The sequence below is a fragment of the Paenibacillus sp. GCM10027626 genome (genome assembly GCF_042676285.1).
Classification (GTDB): Bacteria; Bacillota; Bacilli; order Paenibacillales; family Paenibacillaceae; genus Paenibacillus_Z.
Genome location: NZ_JBHTHC010000008.1, coordinates 176,682 through 195,964 on the forward strand (window position 1 = coordinate 176,682; position 19,283 = coordinate 195,964).

General features: G+C 52.1%; 20 protein-coding genes. 7 read left to right on the plus strand and 13 right to left on the minus strand.

Annotated elements, in window-relative coordinates; genetic code table 11:
- Positions 1-9 precede the first annotated feature (9 nt).
- The 5 genes from ACFQ0N_RS17170 to mtnB are packed head-to-tail and all read left to right on the plus strand — an operon-like array spanning position 10 to position 4,710.
- Entirely contained in the window at positions 10-1,257 is a 1,248-nt protein-coding gene (locus ACFQ0N_RS17170; RefSeq protein WP_379328274.1) for a glutamate-5-semialdehyde dehydrogenase, read from the plus strand.
- A gap of 30 nt (positions 1,258-1,287) precedes the next feature.
- Positions 1,288-2,139: a pyrroline-5-carboxylate reductase gene (proC, locus tag ACFQ0N_RS17175; protein WP_379328276.1), complete on the plus strand. Its 852-nt coding sequence runs from the start codon at positions 1,288-1,290 to the stop codon at positions 2,137-2,139.
- Entirely contained in the window at positions 2,136-3,368 is a 1,233-nt protein-coding gene (locus ACFQ0N_RS17180) for a 2,3-diketo-5-methylthiopentyl-1-phosphate enolase (protein ID WP_379328278.1), read from the plus strand. Before proC ends, ACFQ0N_RS17180 begins: the two co-directional genes overlap by 4 nt.
- Positions 3,365-4,054: a 2-hydroxy-3-keto-5-methylthiopentenyl-1-phosphate phosphatase gene (locus tag ACFQ0N_RS17185; RefSeq protein WP_379328280.1), complete on the plus strand. Its 690-nt coding sequence runs from the start codon at positions 3,365-3,367 to the stop codon at positions 4,052-4,054. The genes ACFQ0N_RS17180 and ACFQ0N_RS17185 overlap by 4 nt, the downstream gene beginning before the upstream one ends.
- Complete coding sequence (gene mtnB, locus ACFQ0N_RS17190; RefSeq protein ID WP_379328282.1) at positions 4,054-4,710, plus strand: methylthioribulose 1-phosphate dehydratase; 657 nt, start codon at positions 4,054-4,056, stop codon at positions 4,708-4,710. Before ACFQ0N_RS17185 ends, mtnB begins: the two co-directional genes overlap by 1 nt.
- Positions 4,711-4,737: 27 nt before the next feature.
- Here mtnB and ACFQ0N_RS17195 read toward each other — a convergent pair whose 3' ends face one another.
- The gene (locus ACFQ0N_RS17195) at positions 4,738-5,955 is read right to left on the minus strand and encodes a DUF2515 family protein (protein WP_379328284.1); all 1,218 of its coding nucleotides are present in this window, start codon (positions 5,953-5,955) and stop codon (positions 4,738-4,740) included.
- Between the two features lie 134 nt (positions 5,956-6,089).
- On the opposite strand from ACFQ0N_RS17195, the gene ACFQ0N_RS17200 reads away from it, so the two are divergent.
- The gene (locus ACFQ0N_RS17200; RefSeq protein WP_379328286.1) at positions 6,090-6,788 is read left to right on the plus strand and encodes an SOS response-associated peptidase; all 699 of its coding nucleotides are present in this window, start codon (positions 6,090-6,092) and stop codon (positions 6,786-6,788) included.
- Between the two features lie 24 nt (positions 6,789-6,812).
- Here the strand turns inward: ACFQ0N_RS17200 and ACFQ0N_RS17205 are convergent, their stop codons facing one another.
- The 5 genes from ACFQ0N_RS17205 to ACFQ0N_RS17225 all read right to left on the minus strand — a co-directional run bounded on the left by ACFQ0N_RS17205 (position 6,813) and on the right by ACFQ0N_RS17225 (position 12,308).
- A complete protein-coding gene (locus ACFQ0N_RS17205; RefSeq protein ID WP_379328288.1) occupies positions 6,813-7,100 on the minus strand; it encodes a stage VI sporulation protein F in 288 nt (95 codons plus the stop codon).
- A 73-nt stretch (positions 7,101-7,173) separates the two neighbouring features.
- On the minus strand, positions 7,174-9,222 hold the full coding sequence (recG, locus tag ACFQ0N_RS17210; protein ID WP_379328290.1) for an ATP-dependent DNA helicase RecG: 2,049 nt from the start codon (positions 9,220-9,222) through the stop codon (positions 7,174-7,176).
- Positions 9,223-9,227: 5 nt separating this feature from the next.
- Positions 9,228-10,088 carry a DegV family protein gene (locus ACFQ0N_RS17215; RefSeq protein WP_379328292.1) on the minus strand — a complete coding sequence of 287 codons (861 nt, stop codon included), beginning with the start codon at positions 10,086-10,088 and terminating at the stop codon, positions 9,228-9,230.
- A 57-nt stretch (positions 10,089-10,145) separates the two neighbouring features.
- Positions 10,146-11,894: a DAK2 domain-containing protein gene (locus tag ACFQ0N_RS17220; protein ID WP_379328629.1), complete on the minus strand. Its 1,749-nt coding sequence runs from the start codon at positions 11,892-11,894 to the stop codon at positions 10,146-10,148.
- A gap of 54 nt (positions 11,895-11,948) precedes the next feature.
- A complete protein-coding gene (locus ACFQ0N_RS17225; protein WP_379328294.1) occupies positions 11,949-12,308 on the minus strand; it encodes an Asp23/Gls24 family envelope stress response protein in 360 nt (119 codons plus the stop codon).
- Positions 12,309-12,518: 210 nt separating this feature from the next.
- On the opposite strand from ACFQ0N_RS17225, the gene rpmB reads away from it, so the two are divergent.
- A complete protein-coding gene (rpmB, locus tag ACFQ0N_RS17230) occupies positions 12,519-12,707 on the plus strand; it encodes a 50S ribosomal protein L28 (RefSeq protein ID WP_379328296.1) in 189 nt (62 codons plus the stop codon).
- Positions 12,708-13,053: 346 nt separating this feature from the next.
- Here rpmB and spoVM read toward each other — a convergent pair whose 3' ends face one another.
- The 7 genes from spoVM to rlmN form a co-directional block, all read right to left on the minus strand.
- Entirely contained in the window at positions 13,054-13,134 is an 81-nt protein-coding gene (spoVM, locus tag ACFQ0N_RS17235; RefSeq protein WP_010345573.1) for a stage V sporulation protein SpoVM, read from the minus strand.
- A 194-nt stretch (positions 13,135-13,328) separates the two neighbouring features.
- On the minus strand, positions 13,329-13,598 hold the full coding sequence (locus tag ACFQ0N_RS17240) for a hypothetical protein (protein WP_379328298.1): 270 nt from the start codon (positions 13,596-13,598) through the stop codon (positions 13,329-13,331).
- A 9-nt stretch (positions 13,599-13,607) separates the two neighbouring features.
- Positions 13,608-14,252, minus strand: a complete 645-nt coding sequence (rpe, locus tag ACFQ0N_RS17245; RefSeq protein WP_379328300.1) for a ribulose-phosphate 3-epimerase — start codon at positions 14,250-14,252, stop codon at positions 13,608-13,610.
- Positions 14,253-14,255: 3 nt separating this feature from the next.
- A complete protein-coding gene (rsgA, locus tag ACFQ0N_RS17250; RefSeq protein ID WP_379328302.1) occupies positions 14,256-15,185 on the minus strand; it encodes a ribosome small subunit-dependent GTPase A in 930 nt (309 codons plus the stop codon).
- A complete protein-coding gene (gene pknB / locus ACFQ0N_RS17255; protein WP_379328305.1) occupies positions 15,169-17,403 on the minus strand; it encodes a Stk1 family PASTA domain-containing Ser/Thr kinase in 2,235 nt (744 codons plus the stop codon). Before pknB ends, rsgA begins: the two co-directional genes overlap by 17 nt.
- Positions 17,404-17,408: 5 nt before the next feature.
- The gene (locus ACFQ0N_RS17260; RefSeq protein WP_379328307.1) at positions 17,409-18,167 is read right to left on the minus strand and encodes a Stp1/IreP family PP2C-type Ser/Thr phosphatase; all 759 of its coding nucleotides are present in this window, start codon (positions 18,165-18,167) and stop codon (positions 17,409-17,411) included.
- A 3-nt stretch (positions 18,168-18,170) separates the two neighbouring features.
- Positions 18,171-19,217: a dual-specificity RNA methyltransferase RlmN gene (gene rlmN / locus ACFQ0N_RS17265; protein ID WP_379328309.1), complete on the minus strand. Its 1,047-nt coding sequence runs from the start codon at positions 19,215-19,217 to the stop codon at positions 18,171-18,173.
- Positions 19,218-19,283 lie beyond the last annotated feature (66 nt).

The window sequence follows — 19,283 nt, forward strand, 5'->3', positions numbered from 1 at the left end:
GGAACTTGTATGAGTGAAGCAAAAGCAAAAGCCCAGCTGGCCAAGCAAGCCGCTGCGGCAATGAACCGGCTTTCAGTCGGACAAAAAAACACTGCTCTGCTAGTTATGGCTGACGCCTTGATCCAGTCGGCGGATGCTATTATCGCAGCCAATGCGATCGATATTAAAAATGGACGCGATAAAGGAACTAGCGAATCTCTGCTGGACCGGCTCGCATTGAACGAGTCGCGGATTGCGGCCATCGCGGAAGGTCTGCGGCAAATCGCAGAGCTGCCTGATCCTACCGGACAAACACTCGAATCCTTTGAGCGCCCTAACGGCCTTAAAGTCGAAAAAATCACCGTGCCGCTTGGCGTAATCGGCATCATTTATGAGGCAAGGCCGAATGTAACCGTCGATGCGGCCGGCCTCTGCCTGAAGACCGGCAATGCGGTCGTACTGCGCGGCGGCTCTGCCGCACTGGAATCAAACCGGCAAATCGTAGCCATTTTACGCGCCGCTCTTGAAACGGCTCAGCTTCCAAAAGATGCGCTGCAGCTCGTCGAGGATCCAAGCAGAGCGTCTGTCGATGAAATGCTCAAATTGAACGGCTTGCTTGATGTCGTCATTCCGCGGGGCGGTGCATCGCTCATTCGCAACGTGGTCGACAACGCTACCGTGCCTGTGATCGAGACCGGAGCCGGAATTTGCCATACTTATATCGATGCAAGTGCAAAGCCGGAAATGGCTTCCGATATTGCCTTCAACGCCAAAGTGCAGCGGCCTTCCGTCTGCAATTCAATGGAAACCTTGCTCGTTCATGAAGCGTTTGCGGCGCAGCATCTCGGGGCCATTGCAGACCGCCTGATGAGCGCTGGCGTGGAAATTCGCGGCTGTTCCCGCACGACAGTGCTCATTGCAGGGGCAAAAGCAGCAGCGGCTGAAGATTTCGCTACGGAATACAATGATTACATTTTAAACGTGCGTATCGTCGAAAGCCTTGACGAAGCGCTGGCTCATATTGCCCAATACGGAACGATGCATTCCGAGTGCATCGTAACCGAAACTGCCGAGCACGCTGCCCGTTTCCTGCAAGACGTTGATGCAGCGGCTGTCTACCATAACGCTTCCACTCGATTTACAGACGGATTCGAATTTGGCTTTGGCGCTGAAATTGGCATTAGTACACAAAAGCTTCACGCTCGCGGCCCGATGGGTCTGCCTGCGCTTACTTCTACCAAATATCGCATTTTGGGCAACGGACAAATTCGCGCCTAGTGCGCTTTATGAATGAAGGAGCTGGATAAAATGAGTGCATCGCCACAACGCCTCTGCTTCTACGGAGCTGGTTCCATGTCCGAAGCGATCGTCCGCGGGCTGCTTGACCGCGGCCTGACAGCTCCGGAACAAATTTCGATGTTTAATCGGCAAAATGCCGCGCGGCTTGCCGAGCTGAATAGCAGCTACGGTGTGCAAGTGTCGTCAGATGCCGCCCGGCAGCTGGATATGCTGCGCAATGCAGATGTTATTTTTCTCAGTATGAAGCCTAAGGATGCAGCCGCCGCTATCCGCAAGCTGGGAGAAATCGTCACAAGCAAGCAGCTGATCGTTTCGGTTATCGCCGGCCTTTCCATTCATACGATTGAGCAGCTGCTGGGACAGCCTGCCCCGATCGCGAGAACGATGCCTAACACATCAAGCACAATCGGATTAGGCGCAACTGGAATCAGCTTTTCCGCTGCGGTTACGCAAAAGCAGCAGCAAGCCGTTCAAGCGATGTTCCAGGCGATCGGCCTGACAGCGGTCGTCGAGGAACGGCAGCTCGACGCGGTCACCGGCGTTTCCGGAAGCGGGCCAGCATATATTTACTACATTATGGAAGCCTTAATTCAAGGCGGCATTCAATTGGGACTTTCCGCTGAGGATGCAAGAGCGCTCACAGTGCAGACAGTGCTCGGCGCCGCGCATATGGTGCAGCAGACCGGTGAAGCGCCTGAGCTATTACGTCAAAAAGTAACCTCGCCGAACGGTACAACAGAAGCGGCGCTGAAAGTATTGGCTGAGCAGCAGGTCGCTCCGGCTGTTATCCAAGCTGTTGCGACAGCGGCGGAGCGGGCGGCGCAATTAGGAGCCGAAATTGAAAGGAGCGCCTTGTCATGAATGAATCCGTATGTATTGCTACTTATCGCTGCTTTGACGATAAAGCAGATTTTTATAAAAAGGCGCAAGGGATCGCTGTTGGCCTGACGGTTGGCAGCTGGACAGATTTGCCCGAGGCGCGGAAGGCCGAGATGGAAAAGCATTTGGGCAAAGTCGTCGAGGTTACCGTTCACGAACCGGATCAAGCTCAGCCCGGAGAGCGGTATGCCGATTTAAAAATCGCCTACCCTGATGTGAATTTCAGCCGCGATTTGCCTGCTTTGCTCGTTACTGTATTCGGGAAGCTGTCTATGGATGGCCGGATCAAGCTGCTTGATCTTGATTTCTCCCCTGCTTTCTCCGCGGCGTTCGCCGGGCCCAAATTCGGCATTAGCGGGATTCGCGGCTTGCTCGGCGTACATGACCGGCCGCTGCTTATGAGTATTTTCAAGTCGGTGATCGGCCATGATCTTCCAAATTTGCGCGAGCAGTTTTACCGGCAGGCGCTTGGCGGAGTCGACCTTATAAAAGATGATGAAATTTTGTTCGAAAATCCGTTGACCCCATTGGAGAAGCGGGTTGAGGCATGTATGGAGGCCGCCAGAGCAGCCGAGCGGGAAACCGGGCAAAAGCTGCTTTATGCCGTAAATCTCACCGGCCCGACCTCTCAATTGGCCAAAAATGCCAAGCGGGCAATTGCCGCCGGCGCCAATGCACTGCTCTTCAATACATTAGCTTATGGCTATGACGTATTGCATGAACTAAGCAGCGATCCGGAGATTACAATCCCGATTGCCGCACATCCGGCCATGGCCGGCGCGTTCTACCCTTCACCGCATTATGGCATTAGCGCTTCATTATTGCTGGGCAAACTGATGCGGCTGGCAGGGGCGGATCTTGCGCTGTTCCCATCGCCTTACGGCTCGGTTGTCATGCCGAAGGAAGAAAATCTGGCCGTCAAGTCGGCGCTGCTGGACAGCAGCCTTGGGATTAAACCGAGCTTCCCGGTCCCTTCCGCCGGTATACATCCTGGACTTGTTTCGCTCATATTGCGGGATTTCGGTACAGAGGTTGTCGTAAATGCCGGGGGCGGCATCCACGGTCACCCGCAAGGAACCGAGGCCGGCGGACAGGCTTTCCGCCAAGCGATCACCGGCGTCATGCAAGGAATGTCTTTGCCTCAAATCGCCGAGCAGGCTGGGAACAGCGCTTTGAAGGCAGCTATTGAGTTGTGGGGGTACAAGGAATGATGACAGAAAGGCTAGGCGGGAGACGGAGGCAGCCTATCATTTTTTGTGATTTCGACGGAACAATTACACAAAATGATAACATCATCGCAATCATTCGCCATTTCAACCCTCCCGGCTGGGAAGCGCTCGTTGACGAAATTATTGGAGAACGCAAATCGATTAAAGAAGGCGTCGGGGAGCTGTTTCGGCTCCTCCCCGTTACGCTGAAGCAAGAAATGACCGACTTCGTGATCGGCAATGCTTCCATTCGTGCTGGTTTTCAAGAGCTGCTCGACTATTGCCGAAAACAAGAGATCGAGTTTTATGTCACGAGCGGCGGCATCGACTTTTTCGTATACCCGCTGCTTGCTCCCTATGGTATTCCACAAAACCATATTTACTGCAACGGCAGCGATTTTAGCGGGCCGCAGGTTGAGATCACCTGGCCGCATGCCTGCGACGACCACTGCCATAACAACTGCGGAATGTGCAAATCGACCATTATTCGCCGGTTTCCGAAAGAGCAGTACAAGCGGATATTGATCGGCGACAGCGTAACGGACTTTGAAGGCGCCAAGCTGGCTGATCTTGTGTTTGCCCGCTCGCACTTGACAACCAAGTGCACGCAGCTGGGGCTGCCGCATTTTGAATATATAACATTCCATGATGTCATTGCGATTTTAAAGCAGGAGGAGAACAACGACTGATGAATTTTTCACAACTTCCACTCGAGGAAAAGCAGCGCGCTTTAGCAGAATTGGCCGATATTAAAAGTCTTTTCGCTGCACGCGGCTGGTTCCCGGGTACGAGCGGCAATTTATCGATTCGTGTCGGCGGCTTTGCAGAGGATGACTTCCAATTTGCGATTACAGCAAGCGGCAAAGACAAGTCGCTCTCTACTCCGGAAGACTTTCTGTTCGTCGATCAGAGCGGCCAGCCCTGTGAGCCAACCCGTTTGAAGCCGTCCGCCGAAACGTTGATCCATTGCGAAATTTACCGTATGACAGGCTGCGGCGCGATATTCCATATCCATTCTGTCTTTAACAATATCGTGTCTGAACTGTTTTGGGAGCGGAAATCTGTGCCCGTCGACGGCGTCGAATTAATTAAAGGATTCAATATTTGGGATGAGGAAGCGCATATTGAAATTCCGATCGTTTCGAATTTCGCTCATATCCCGAGCATCGTGCCGGAAGTAACGGAACGGCTTGACGGCCGCATCCCGGGCATACTGCTGCGCAAGCACGGAATTTACGCTTGGGGGGCGAATGCTTTCGAAGCGAAGCGTCATCTGGAGGCATTTGAATTTATTTTTGAATATGTCTATCGCTGGGAGCTGCTGAACGGCTCGGCCCGCAGATAGCATAACAAGGGCGCTCACCAGCGCCCTTTAATTTATCGGCCTGTTCCGCTCACGCTCGGCTGCCTGCACGGCAAGCTCCAATTTTCTGAGGAGGCTGCAATGCTCTTGAAATACTTCGGAGCGCTCCGGCGCCGGCAGCCGGCGAAAATACGGGCATACCTCCTCCACACTGACAAACCAGTCCTCTTTGCCCCCTTCATCGCTTCCCTTGTATTCTGTATCCGGCCAAGCCTCTTCCAGACGCGGGCTATAGAGTGCTCGGCGCCCTTGAATGATGCTGCTCCCGATCAATTTTTGCTTATACCGCCCAAAGGTAATCGCCGATTTGTGAGCTGTAAACAAATCCGGCGCATAATCTGCACGCGAGCCGCTATGCGGAACGCCGCGCACGAAGGACAGTACCCCCTCATGTATATCCGCTAAGCCGAATAAAATGACATACAGCCGCTTCATGGCCTCAATTCGCACTTCCTCATGATAAGGCTGCTTAAACATTACGCCGGCCAGCTTCATCCCGCCGTCGAGCGAAGCGCCATACGGCAAAATGACGGAGAATGTTTCCGGCAGCAGCGGCCGGTTTGCCTCCTTTTTTAGCTCCCTGCTCATAATCCGCTGTTCATTGACAATTAACGCAGTTGTTAAAGCAGCGCGATCGAGCTTGTGCCAAAACAAATTCCATACTGGCTGCATAAATCGCGATATGCCAAAGAACGGCAGCAAATGTGTCAATTCCTTGCCTTCCTTCTTCCCTGCCTCGTACAGCAGCAACTGCGGATATGTATGCTTAAAAGCAGCTGCATCGAGACGCTCCAGCAAAAGAAACCATCGTTTCCGCTTCTCGGCATCGATCAGCCTTGGCAGCAGCTCTCCCTGCAGATCCGTCATGTAATAACCGATATTGCGCGTCATAATATGGGCGAGCAGCGCCCCATGCAGCTCCGGCCGGCGAAAATACAATACGCGGTAAGCCTCTGCACGCAATAAATTGCTGCGTATCGCTCCATTCGTCTCCGCTTGAATTCGCTCCACAATTGCCCGATCCTGTATCGTTATAGATGGGCAAACATTAGCCGGCTGCTGCTCCAAGGCGCACCAAGCGGTTGATAAATATCGTACTGAAACTTCCCGCAGCCGCGGCGGCTTTATTACGAGCGGCTCCTTCACTCCTGTTTGCTTGGGGCGCCATTTGGCGGCTACCGGCCGTATTTTCTGGAACGGAGCGCTTAGCAAGTGTTTAAAGCTCATAACTGTCGACTCCCTTTAACCATCTTAATACTTTCAGTATTGTCAATCTTGCAGCCGCTTAGCCGTCACTGCCATTCGTCAGTGCGGGACGATTCATTGTATAATGAAAGAAATACGCGAAAGGAGCCTGCATCATGTGCGGAAGATACACGCTGACTGTAACGCTGGAGGAATTGATGCTGCGCTATATGATTGGAGAAACTGCGATCCCGTTTCACAAACCGCAATATAATATCGCACCCCGGCAAATGATCGCCGCAGTCGTGCATGACGGAGCCAACAACCGCCTCGGACAATTGCAATGGGGACTTGTACCCTCCTGGAGCGACAGCCCGCAGCAAGGCCATAAAATGATAAATGCGCGCTCGGAGTCCGTCTTTGACAAACCGGCCTTCAAATCGCTCATTCGACGCCGCCGCTGCATCATTCCTGCCGATGGCTTTTATGAATGGAAGCTGGCCGCTGGCGGCAAACAGCCGATGCGCATCGTGATGCGCGACCGCAGCTTGTTTAGCCTGGCAGGTCTTTATGATATTTGGCAATCGCCGGATGGCAGCCGCCTAAGCACTTGTACGATTTTAACAACCGAGCCTAATGAGCTGATGGCACCCATTCACAACCGGATGCCTGTCATTTTGCAGCCTGAGGACGAACAGCTATGGCTCGACCGGAAACTCCACTCCTCAAAGCCGATCGAGCCGCTTTTGCGCCCTTTTCCGGCCGAACTGCTTGAAGCTTATCCCGTCACAGCCGCTGTCGGCAACGTCAAATTCGACACCGCCGTATGCATTGAGCCGGCTCTCATTATGGACGAGTTGTTTTCGGACGGCTAGCAAAAAAAAACGCCAACCAGACGGTCAGCGAAACGTTGCCCATAATTTCAATAGATGCATGGTGTTGTTGGGATCGATCTTCTGGCTCAGCACAAACGAAATTAATTGCTCCTCCTGCGCCTCTGTCAGCTTTTCATGCAAAATAGAAGCTGAAGAGCGTATAAGCCGCCGCACCTTGGCGCGGTCTTGCAAATCCGCCTTCGTTACGCCGTCCAATACCTGCTTTACACGATCCTTTACAGCCTTATTTTTCATTTTTTGCTTAACGCGCTCCACAAAGTCAGGGCGAATTCCATATTTCGTATAACTCATTTGCCTGCTAGCACCTCCGTCCGGCTTATTCAGCCATTCGTCCTACTATATGCCGGCAAATGCCCAAAATTATCTAGTCCAACAAATCCCCTTGAAAAATTTGATCTTTTTTTAAATGCTCATGCAGTCTGGACAAGACAGGATTTTTCCAAAAATCATCCCTTCTGGTCAGTTCGGCCGCATCGTCGCGCGCCTGCTCCAGCACTGCAAAATCAGCCGCCATATCGGCCAGTTTGAAATCCGGCACCCCGCTTTGCTTCGTGCCAAAAAAATCTCCCGGCCCGCGCAGCTCCAAATCTCGGCGCGCCACTTCAAAGCCGTCATCCGTTTCGGTCATCACCTTCATCCGTTCACGGCCGATTTCCGATTTGGGGTCGGCAATCAGGATACAATGCGACTGATGCTCGCCGCGTCCAACCCGGCCCCGCAGCTGATGGAGCTGCGATAAGCCAAAACGCTCCGCATCCATTACAATCATTAAGGTAGCATTTGGAACGTCTACCCCTACCTCAACGACCGTCGTCGCAACCAGCACGGGAACATCATTGGCGGCAAACGCAGACATCACCTCGTCCTTTTCGGCGGCAGTCAATCTGCCGTGCAAAAGCCCGATTCCGATATGAGGCAACGCCTGCTGCAGCTGAACATGCATATCGATCGCATTTTGCACATCCAGCTTTTCTGACTCCTCAATTAACGGGCAAATAAAATACGCCTGCCGTCCCTGCCCTACCTCGCGATTTATAAAGCCTAGCACACGGTCAAGCATGCTATGCTTTACCCAGTAGGTCTTGATCGGCTTGCGCCCCCTCGGGCGCTCTCGCAGCGTGGACACATCCATATCCCCGAATGCTGTAATGGCCAGCGTACGCGGGATTGGAGTCGCGGTCATCGTCAGCACATCGGGATTAATGCCTTTGTGGCGAAGGATACTGCGCTGGTTGACGCCAAAACGGTGCTGCTCATCCGTCACGACCAGCCCGAGACTGTGAAAGTGCACGCCTTCCTGAATAATCGCTTGTGTCCCGACGACGATATGGACGAGCCCCATCTGCAGGCCGCCCAAAACATCGCGCCGCTTGCGTTCCGTCATACTGCCAGTCAATAAACCGACCTCATAGCCCGTACCGGCAAACAGCTTCTGCAATGACCGCATATGCTGATCGGCCAAAATTTCCGTCGGTACCATAAGCGCCCCCTGATGCCCCGCACATACAGCGGCAAACAAGGCGATCGCCGCGACAACCGTCTTTCCCGAGCCCACATCGCCTTGCAGCAGCCGATTCATACAGTATGGCTGCCGCATGTCAATCAATATTTCATTTACAACCTGCTTTTGCGAATCGGTAAGCTCAAAGGGCAAAGTACGGACGAAAGCGCGTATCGATTCAGCATCGACGACATGCGCCACACCGTCCAACCGGTTGCGGTTCAAGGAACGATATGCCTGCAATTTAAGTTGGAACAAAAATAATTCCTCGTATACAAGGCGATAGCGCGCCGCCTGGCCCTCTTTCGTATTTTCCGGATGGTGGATCCGGGTAATCGCCTCATGCCGGGCCATCAAGCGATGCTTGTCCAGCAGCTCAAGCGGCAAAATCTCTTCAATCATCGAGCCGTATTGCATTAAGGCCTGGTTTATTATTTTTCGTATCCAGTTTTGCGTAATACTTCCGCCTATTGAGTAGACAGGCTGCACCGAGCCCGTCCGGCCGGCGCCGCGATCAGGAAACTCCGATTCCGCAACAGTCAGCTGCAGCCTGCGCTGTTCCCACTTTCCGCTCAGTACAATCTCGCGCCCAACCTCCAGCTGCTCCTTCAAAAACGGGCGATTGAACCAAACGGCCGTCAGCAGCACGCCGTCTACCGCAACTTTGCAGGATAACCGCGACTTTCCTTTGCCATAGCGCTGCAGTATTGCAGCACCGATGATTTTCCCTTGAATGGTAATCTTTTCTCCGTCCTTTGTCTCGCCAAGACTACGAATGCGGTAATCTTCATAACGAAACGGAAAATAGTCCAGCAAATCAGCAATTGTATGGACGCCAAAGGCGTGGAGCTCTTGTTCCTTCTGAGCACTCACGCCTTTAATTTGCCGGACCGGTAGTTGCTCCAGCTTCATTGTGACTATCCTTTCACGCGATGGACGAATATTGCCGACGTACCTGGGCCGACATGGGTGCCGATTACAGCCCCGATATGGGTATGGGAGGTGCTCCGGACATCCAGCCGTTCGGAGGCCAATCTGCCCAGCTCCAACGCCGCCTCGCTGCTTGTCGTCCAGGCAAGCGTCATCTCAACCGGATCATTGCCAAACTCGCTTGTCAGCAAGTCCAATATCCGTCCCATCGCTTTCTTTTGTCCGCGTACTTTCTCGATTGCGGTTACGACACCTTCTGAATCTAATGACAAAATCGGCTTAATATTTAAAATTGAACCGAATAACGCTGCCGCTTTGCCGATACGTCCGCCTTTTTGCAAATATTCCAATGTATCCACCAGAAAATACAGCTTCATATCGGCTTTCAACTGTTCGATCGCCTGCAAAATCTCATCTTTGGTGCAGCCGGCTTCCGCCATTTCCGCTGCCTTTACGACCAGCATTCCGATCCCGTACGAGGCCGATTTGGAATCGTAGACCGAAACATCGCACTCCCGCTCCAGCATCGAACTTCCCAGTATAGCCGACTGATAGGTGCCGCTTAGGGCAGCCGACAAATGAATGGAAATAATAGCTACGCCCGGTTCTGCATCGAGAATTCTCTCGTACATCTCCATAAAATCAACCGGGGAAGGCTGCGAGGTAGTCGGCAGAGCCGGCTCTTTCGTCAATTTGTCATAAAATTGCTCCTGACTGATCGTAACCGCATCCAAGTAAGATTGCTCCCCGAAAATCACTTTCAACGGAATCATCTCAATACCTAACCGTTCTCTGATTTCTTGCGGGATATCAGACGTACTATCCGCCACAATCCGAACCTTGCGCATGACCAGCCTCCTAAAAGTTTTGTTGAAGTACCGCTTTGCTTTACTGCTTAAACGTCACTATTCTACCGCAAACAAGTACGGGTACAACGGCTGTCCGCCCGCATGCACCTCTAGCTCAACATCCGGATACGTCTCTTCGATCCATTCCATCAATTGTGCCGTATCATCCTCTGCCGCCTGTTCGCCGGTCAGAATCGTAACGAGCTCCCCGCCATTATCCAACATCCGTGTCAGCAGATGCTGGCATGTCTCCTGCAAATTCGGCGTTGCGGCGATAATGCTCTTGCCGACAATGCCAATATAGTCGCCCTCGCGAATATCCACCCCGTCGATTGAAGTGTCGCGCACCGCATGAGTCACCTGCCCGGACTGAACCTGGCCTGCCGCCCGCTCCATCGCTTCCGTATTCACTTCCAGAGACTCGTCCTCTCTAAAAGCTAGCGCGGCTGCCAATCCTTGCGGAATGGTACGCGTCTCAATAACATTGACTGTACGCTCCGACAGCTCGGCAGCCTGCTGCGCCGCCAAAATAATATTGCTGTTGTTCGGCAGTATAAAAATTTTCTCCGCGGACAAAGTTTCGATCGCCTTTACAAAATCCTCCGTGCTCGGATTCATTGTCTGGCCGCCGGCCAATACAACATCGACATTGTTATCCTTGAAAATATTGCCGATACCAGGCCCCATCGAAACGGCTATAATGCCATATGGCGCCCATTCATGCGCCTGCTCGCCGGATACCTCGTCTACAGGCACCCCTGTAAGCAGCTCGGGCACTGCGGTCTCTAATCCTGCAGCATTCTGCTCCGATATCCCTGCCGTCTCTTCCCCATCAAGCAGCCCGCGATGCTGCTCGCGCATGTTCAAAATACAAATATCCGTCAGCTCGCCATATGGCAATGCCAAGTTCAATACATCTCCGGGTTTGCGTGAATGAACATGAACTTTGATGATGTCGTCGTCAACAATGACTAGAATAGAGTCTCCGTCTTTGGAAAGCGCACGTTTAAAAAACGATTCATCAAATGGTACAGCTTTACCGCCGGCCAATTTGCGATTTATAAAAAATTCCATATCATAGAGAAATTCGATATGCTCGGTCGACAGCTTCGCCTGGGCGCGCCCTTGCGGACGAGCTGCAGGCGCCGGTTTCACCGTTGTCAGGGGTGCCCCTACGTCCTCAGGCAGTGCCGCTTCACTGGCTCCCCAAGCATGCTGCTGCTCGCTTTGGCCGGTCAGCGCCTCAACAAAGCCCTCATAAATATGAACAAGACCTTGTCCGCCGGAGTCAACTACCCCAACCTGCTTCAATACCGGCAGCATATCCGGCGTTCTCTGCAAAGCTTCATTCGCCTTCTCATATACAGCGCGCATAAGCTCAGTCACATCGGTCGTTCTCCTGGCGATCGCGACAGCGTGCCGGGCCGCCTCCTTGGCGACTGTCAGAATCGTACCCTCTACCGGCTTGACAACCGCTTTGTAAGCCATGTCTACACCGTGCTGAAATGCTGTAGCGAGCTGAACGGCATCGACTTCCCGCTGCCCTGCCATACTTTTGGCAAATCCTCTGAACAGTTGGGACAGAATAACGCCCGAATTACCGCGCGCACCCATAAGCAGTCCTTTGGAAAGCGCTTCCGCAGCTTTGCCAATCTCCGTCGAAGGCTTGGCGCGCAATTCTGCCACCCCTGACCCCATTGTCAGATTCATATTCGTTCCTGTATCGCCATCCGGCACAGGAAACACATTCAACGCATTGACCCGGTCAACATTGCGCTGCAAATATTCAGCTCCCAAATTTACCATGCCGGTAAAGTCTGCTCCATTAATAAAACGCTTGCTCAATATAAATTCCCCTTCCTACCGAGATACCCGCACGCCCTGGACAAAAATATTGACAAAGTCGACCTGCAAGCCAATCACTTTATTTAGTACATACTTGACCTTCGACTGAATGTTGTGCGCAACTTCTGATATTTTTGTACCGTAGCTTACTATAATGTATAAGTTGATCTGCAAGCGTTCGTTCTCTCGGCGCACTTCGACGCCACGAGACAAATTTTCCCGTCCGAGCAGCTCGGCAATTCCATCCTTCAGCTGCTTGCGTGAAGACATGCCGACCAGTCCATAACATTCCAACGCAGCAGAGCCGGCAATGACAGCAATAACCTCTTCTTCAATCCGTATGCTGCCATACTCTCCTTGCAGCTCCAATAACATAGAGATACACCCCTTTTGTGTGTAAATCGAGTTTATTATGGACTAAACCATATTGTACTATAAGTTAGCCAGATATTGAAGCATATTCGATCCATCACGCCGGATTTCTTCCATTTTCACCGATTTTCTTCGTCTTGATCACTACACATTCTTATGATATTATATTTAAGTGTGTTTATTTTGCACGGACTTCCAAGGGAGGTGTATTTCATGTCTCGCAAATGCTATATTACAGGTAAAGGACCTGGCACTGGCAACCACGTATCTCATGCTAACAACAAAAACCGCCGTACTTGGGGCGTTAACGTTCAAAAAGTTCGCATTCTGGTAGACGGTAAGCCAAAACGCGTTTATGTCAGCACTCGTGCTCTGAAGGCTGGTAAAGTGACTCGCGTATAATTGCGCACAACCGTAATACCCGCTGGATGAACGCGTTTCGCCAATGTGGCGTTCGCAATCGCTGCACGCCATGGACAAAGAGCACCTGAAGCTTATCAGGTGCTTTTTTTGCTATAAGCGGATCATTTTATGCTTACACTGGTAGAATACAACCGGACAACGCATAGCCCTCCAAGCCGATGAACAGCCAAGCGTTAGCCCGCTGTTTTCCGGCTATGGATCAAAAGCGTGCTATTGTCCGATTGCGCTAAGGACGGCGTCAGCCGTTTCTTCTCACTTGCTTCGCCCAACGCAGATGAGGGCGGATGCGGACGGGCATCGCCATCCTGCGTAAACGGGCAGAATTTTAGTTTTTTTGAAAGGTATTCAAAATTGCTTTTACAAATCCGCCCAAAAATTTTGGCAGTTTAATCGTATAAAATTTCATCTCAATCCCTCCTAAAGCTTGCTCGGCATCGCTTTCCGCCCTCATGTTGGTCTGTTTCCAGCATCACATCCGCGAAAACTGCTTTTAAATCCTATAAAATCAAAAAAGGCTACAAGAACCTTCGTTCATGTAACCATAGTATGCACATCATAATTGTCCTATTCCAGTAGGCCAAGCCCATAAATATCGGAAGTTTAAGCAGCCGGCAGCGGGTTTTGGCGAATATAAATAATCATTGCGATCACGATTGTAAAGAGCATAAAAAAGATAAGCGATAGCACAAAAAACAAAATGCGGCTGCCGATCGTCGAAAAGCGCTTGAAAAAAAAGATACCGATCAGAAAAGCAAGCAGTGAAAAGACGAGATTAAAGGGGCTTTGCACCAGCGGAAAAATCGAAAGCATCAATCCGCAGCCAAATGTACATATAAACATCCACAAGCTATTCTTTAACCGTTCCCCCATGTGAGCCTCCTAACGCAGCGCGGCAATAGCCGCTGCCCGATCCTGCATTGTAAAGATGGCATTGCCGGCTACGAGCACATTTGCGCCGGCTTCACATACAAGCGGCGCTGTCTCGGCATTAATACCGCCGTCAACCTGCACCTGTATATGTCCGAGCCCTCTATCCGCCAGCAGCTTCCGCAGCATTCGGAGCTTGTCTAACGACTGCGGTATAAACTTCTGTCCCCCGAATCCCGGGTTGACGGTCATAATAAGCACTAGATCGATATCGTCCAGTATATGCTCAAGAGCGGATAGCGGCGTTGCCGGATTAAGCGCTACGCCTGCAGGAAGCCCGGCTTCCTTGATCATATGGACGACCCTGTGCAGATGCACGCAAGCCTCGGCATGCACCGTTATCCGATCAGCCCCGGAAGCTGCGTAAGCCGCAATATATTGCTCCGGATTTTCGATCATTAAATGAACATCGAAGGGTAATGCCGTCGCAGAACGCACTGCCTCTATAACAACAGGACCAAAGGTGAGATTGGGTACAAAATGCCCGTCCATCACATCAATATGTATCCAATCGGCCCCTCCGCGTTCTACGTCTTTAATATCGTCTGCAAGTGCGGCAAAATTTGCCGAAAGAATAGATGGTGCGATGATTGCCATCGTTTAGTACCTCCGCTTCTTGTCTTTCAGTTCCATCGTAAATTGCTTATAATGCTCATACCGGCTGGCCGCGATTTCCCCTTTGCCCAATGCTTCCAGTACAGCGCAGCCAGGCTCGTGCAAATGCGTGCAGCCGCGGAATTTGCACTGCTCCGCACGCTCTCTCATTTCACGGAAGCAGCCGGTCAGATCGTCGCAGCCAAGCGCAGTGAAATCAAGCTGGCTGAACCCGGGCGTATCGGCCACATATCCGTCGCCGACCGGAATCAGCTCTACATGGCGGGTTGTATGCTTGCCGCGGCCCAATTTGCTGCTAATCTCGTTAGTTTCCAGCGCAAGCCCCGGCACTAGGGCATTGAGCAACGAGGACTTGCCTACGCCCGACTGGCCTGCCAGTACGGCAAGGTGCCCCTGTAAACGATTGTAGAGCGCATCAGTACCCGAACCAAGCCGCGAGCTAGTCGAGAAAACCTCATAGCCGATCGGCTCATAAATCGCCTTCACCTGCTCCATCGCTTGCTGCGCTTCCTCCATATCAGGCCCGTGCTCAGCTAAATCCTGCTTGCTTAAGCATAGAATCGCCTGCAGGCCCGCATGCTCGATATGAGCCAGAAACTTGTCAAGCAGCTGCAGATTCAGCGCAGGCTCTGTTACCGAGAAAACAAGCACTGCCAGATCGATATTGGCCACTGGCGGGCGAACCAGCTCCGAGGTGCGCGGCAAAATAGAGTTGACGGCGCCTTCTCCATTGCTTGTGTGTTCGTAAGTAACCAAGTCGCCGACGAGCGGCGACTCCCCGCGTTTTTTAAAAATCCCTCTGGCCCGGCATTGAATCGGCACCGAATGCCAATCCATTTCTTCCGGCAGAACATAATAATATCCACTCAGCGCTTTAACGATGCGGCCAACAGCCGCGCTATTGCGTTCCGGCATTGTTGTTTCCTGCTCCTTGATCAGGCTCTCCCTGATTAGTAAAGTTATTTGTGGACGACTGTTCCGGACTGTCGGTGAAGCCGTCTACCACTCCGCCGTTGTTTCCTGAGTCATTGCCGCTGCCGTTTCCATTGCCCCCGCCATTGGTTGATCCGCTCCCTTCTCCTCCTTGTACAGGGATATCCGGCGGCGGATCGATACCAGGAATCGTTTCCGGCATACCATCATTATTATTTTTCACATCTTCATAGGTTTTCGTGAAAATATCGACCAGCTCGCCATCGCGCGTAATTGTGACTCTGGCCTCATCATTCGGACCCAAGATGACTTTGACCGGGAAATTTTCCGGTCTCGTAATGGTGCGCTTGGGCAGTTCTTTTTTATCCGTGGTGGCGTCCGAGTACGTAATGCCGATTTCGCTCGATTTGCCCGCGTGAGCCGGCGAAATATAGAACTTGAAGGTATACTCCACCGCTTCGCTAGGCAGACCGTCGCTAATCGTCAGCGTAATCTCCTCGTCCTTTGGCACGACGCTATCCGGTTCATAAGGGTACTGCTTGATGACAAGTCCCTTTTCGCCATAACTCGGCTGACGAACGGTATCCTCGGCCTTGACATCCAAGCCGAGCGATTTCAGCAGCTTGATCGCCTCCGCTTCCGGCTTACCGATCAAATTCGGCATACGGACGGTCTCTTTCCCTTTGCTGACTTTAAACACAACATGCGCCTGCTTCGGGTCGAACTCCGCTCCGGCCTCCAGCGACTGCTCCAAAATGGTGCCGACCGGCTCGTCACTGAATTCCTCTTCGGCCTTTATCTGGTCGTCTGGAACGCCTAGTGCGGTCAGCTCGTCTCTTGCCGTTTCATACATTTGGCTTACATAATTTAGCGCCATCTGCATATTCGGACCGGTACTAATATAAAGCTTGATCGGCGTGCCCACCTTAACGCGTTCGTTTGCTTTCGTTTGATCGTAGACGACATCCTTCGAGACGCCTTCTTTGTTCATTTTTACGACAGGCTCCTCTACCCGCAATCCAGCCTTCTCCAATGCGGCTCTAGCATCCGTCTCCGTCATGGTTACGACATAAGGCACATCGACTTCCTCTACTTCAAACCAACTGATCACGGTCATGGCGCCCCAATAAACAAGTCCGATGACGAGCAGCGTCAAGGTGACTGCAACCGTAGGCTTTACCCAGCGCTTCCGCTTGGGCTTTTCCTCCGGCTTGCGGGCATCCGCGCGCCCTTCCTGCCCTCCGTCTTCCTCGCGCTTGCGCTGTTGCACGGCAGGCGCGACGACCGTCTCCATCGCCCCTCCCCGGATCGCCGGCATAATTTTCGTTTCCTCGAAATCGCCGTTATCCGAATGGAATGTAATGCGCGGCTCGTTCAGCCTGTCGGGCATCAAGCAGGTCTCCAGATCGTGCAGCATATCCTCCGCCGATTCGTAACGTTCATTCGGATTTTTGCGCATGGCCCGCAAAATAATATTTTCCACGCTTTGCGGAATATACGGATTGACCGCCCGCGGATCCTCAAAGTTTTCCTGCAAATGCTTCAAGGCAACGCTGATCGGGCTCTCGCCCAGAAAAGGCAAACGGGCGGTCATCATTTGATATAATACGATCCCTAATGAATACAAATCCGATTTTTCGCCGGCATTGACGCCTTTGGCATGCTCGGGTGAAAAATAGTGAACGGAGCCGACTACCGATCCCGTCTGTGTAATCGTCGACGAGGTTACGGCCCGCGCAATGCCAAAATCGGTAACCTTGACCCGGCCATTATTGCCAATTAATATATTATGCGGTTTAATATCCCGATGAATGATTTGTTTATGATGGGCATGTTCCAGCGCGTCGCATATTTGGATAGCAATGTGAACCGCTTCCTCAGCCTGCAATGGCGCACGTTGCTGAATAACTTCGTTCAGGTTATGGCCTTCAACATATTCCATAACGATATAATGAGTATCGCCTTCTTGACCGACGTCATAGATACTGACAACATTCGGATGCGAGAGCGCCGCCGCGGACTGCGCCTCGCGGCGAAAGCGCCGGATAAACTCCTCGTCATGCGTAAACTGCGGCCGGAGTATTTTGACTGCTACATGACGGTTCAGCAGTAAATCCTGAGCTTTATAGACGAGCGCCATTCCGCCCCCGCCAACCCGGGTAATGATTTCATACCTTCCGCCTAATTCATGTCCAATCATGTCGCTCACCTCTCTTGCTCTGTGTCGTCGGCATGATGCAACAGAACGACTGTAATGTTATCGTCTCCGCCGGCCTGCAGCGCCAGTTCAACCAACTGTTCCGCTTTCTCGTCCAGACTGAGCCCGTCCGACTGCAATGTATCATGAATCTCTCTTTCCTCTACCTTATTGGTTAGGCCGTCGCTGCATAATATCAGCATATCGCCCGCCGTCCAAGAGATGCTGCGAATATCAACCTCCACTTGAGCGTCTGTGCCAAGCGCGCGCGTCAACACATTTCGTCTGGGATGATTAGCCGCCTCTTCCGGAGTCAATTGCCCTGATTTGGCCAATTCATTAACAAGCGTATGATCCTCGGTCAGTTGAGATAGCTCGCCATGTTGCAAAATATAAGCGCGGCTGTCGCCAATATGCCCGATAACGCCGCGCTCATTTTGCATGAGCGCCGCCACGACCGTCGTTCCCATATTATGATAGCGTTCATTTTGCCTTGCCGTATCGAACACCACTTCATTCGCTTGCAAAATCGCTTGCCGGACGAGCATTTTGCACTCGTCCTGCGACAATTGCCCGTCTTTATCCGCAAGCGCATCCCGAAAAGTATCCATCGCCAATTCGCTGGCTACATCGCCTGCCTGATGGCCCCCCATGCCGTCTGCAACAATCGCGACGATCAAACCGCCGTCCTTTTGCTCCGCCCATGCGCGATCCTCATTCACATGCCGAACTCTCCCGACATCGCTTCGATATGCTATTTTCATCATCGATCACCCCGTCGTCGATTGCATATGTTTCGCCCGAAGCTGTCCGCAGGCTGCCGCAATATCATGTCCCTGCTCTCTGCGGATCGTAGCATTTACATTATTGCGTTCCAAAATCCGTTGAAACTCAAAAATCTGTTCCCGCGGAGTGCGTACATATTTGCGCTCCGGCACATGATTGACCGGAATGAGATTGACATGGCAAAGCATGTCCTTAAGCACGCTGGCCAGTTCCTCTGCATGTTCGTTCTGATCGTTGACACCGCCGATGAGCGCATATTCAAACGTAATGCGTCTACCCGTCTTCGCAATGTAGTAGCGGCATGCTTCGATCACATCATCGAACGGGAAGCGTCTGTTAACCGGCATGAGCTTCGAGCGCAGAGCATCGTTCGGCGCATGAATGGAAATCGCCAGATTGATCTGCGTATTTTCTTCGGCAAATTTATACATGCTCGGCACAATGCCGCTTGTCGATACCGTAATATGGCGCTGGCCGATATGCAGCCCCTTCTCATGGATCATAATCCGCAAAAACGCCATCGTCGCGTCATAATTTTCGAATGGCTCGCCGGAGCCCATAATGACGATGCTTGACACCCGTTCATCGGTAGCATCCAGCATTTGCTGCGCTGTCACGACTTGGGCGACAATTTCGCCTGCTGTCAAATTCCGTTTCAGCCCGCCAAGCGTCGAGGCGCAGAAGGTGCAGCCGATCCGGCAGCCCACCTGAGTCGTGACACAAATGCTGTTGCCATAGTTATGGCGCATAATGACAGTCTCAATCGCATGGTTGTCGTGCAAGCCGAACAAAAACTTGACGGTGCCGTCCTTGGATTCAAAACGGGTAATTTCCGAAAGCGTTACGAATTGGAATTGTTCATCCAGCTTCGCGCGCAGCGCCTTCGGCAAATTCGTCATCTCTTCGAAACTTTTGACCCTTTTTACATAGAGCCACTCAAACAGCTGCAAGCCGCGAAAGGCTGGCTCGCCGTTTTCCTTCATCCAGTTCTCAAGCTGCTCAAGCGTATAATCATAGATGAATGGTTTCATCAATTTACCCCTGTTTCCTTCTAAAATAGATGCGCTCGCTGCACCGCATCGCTTTATTTTACCACA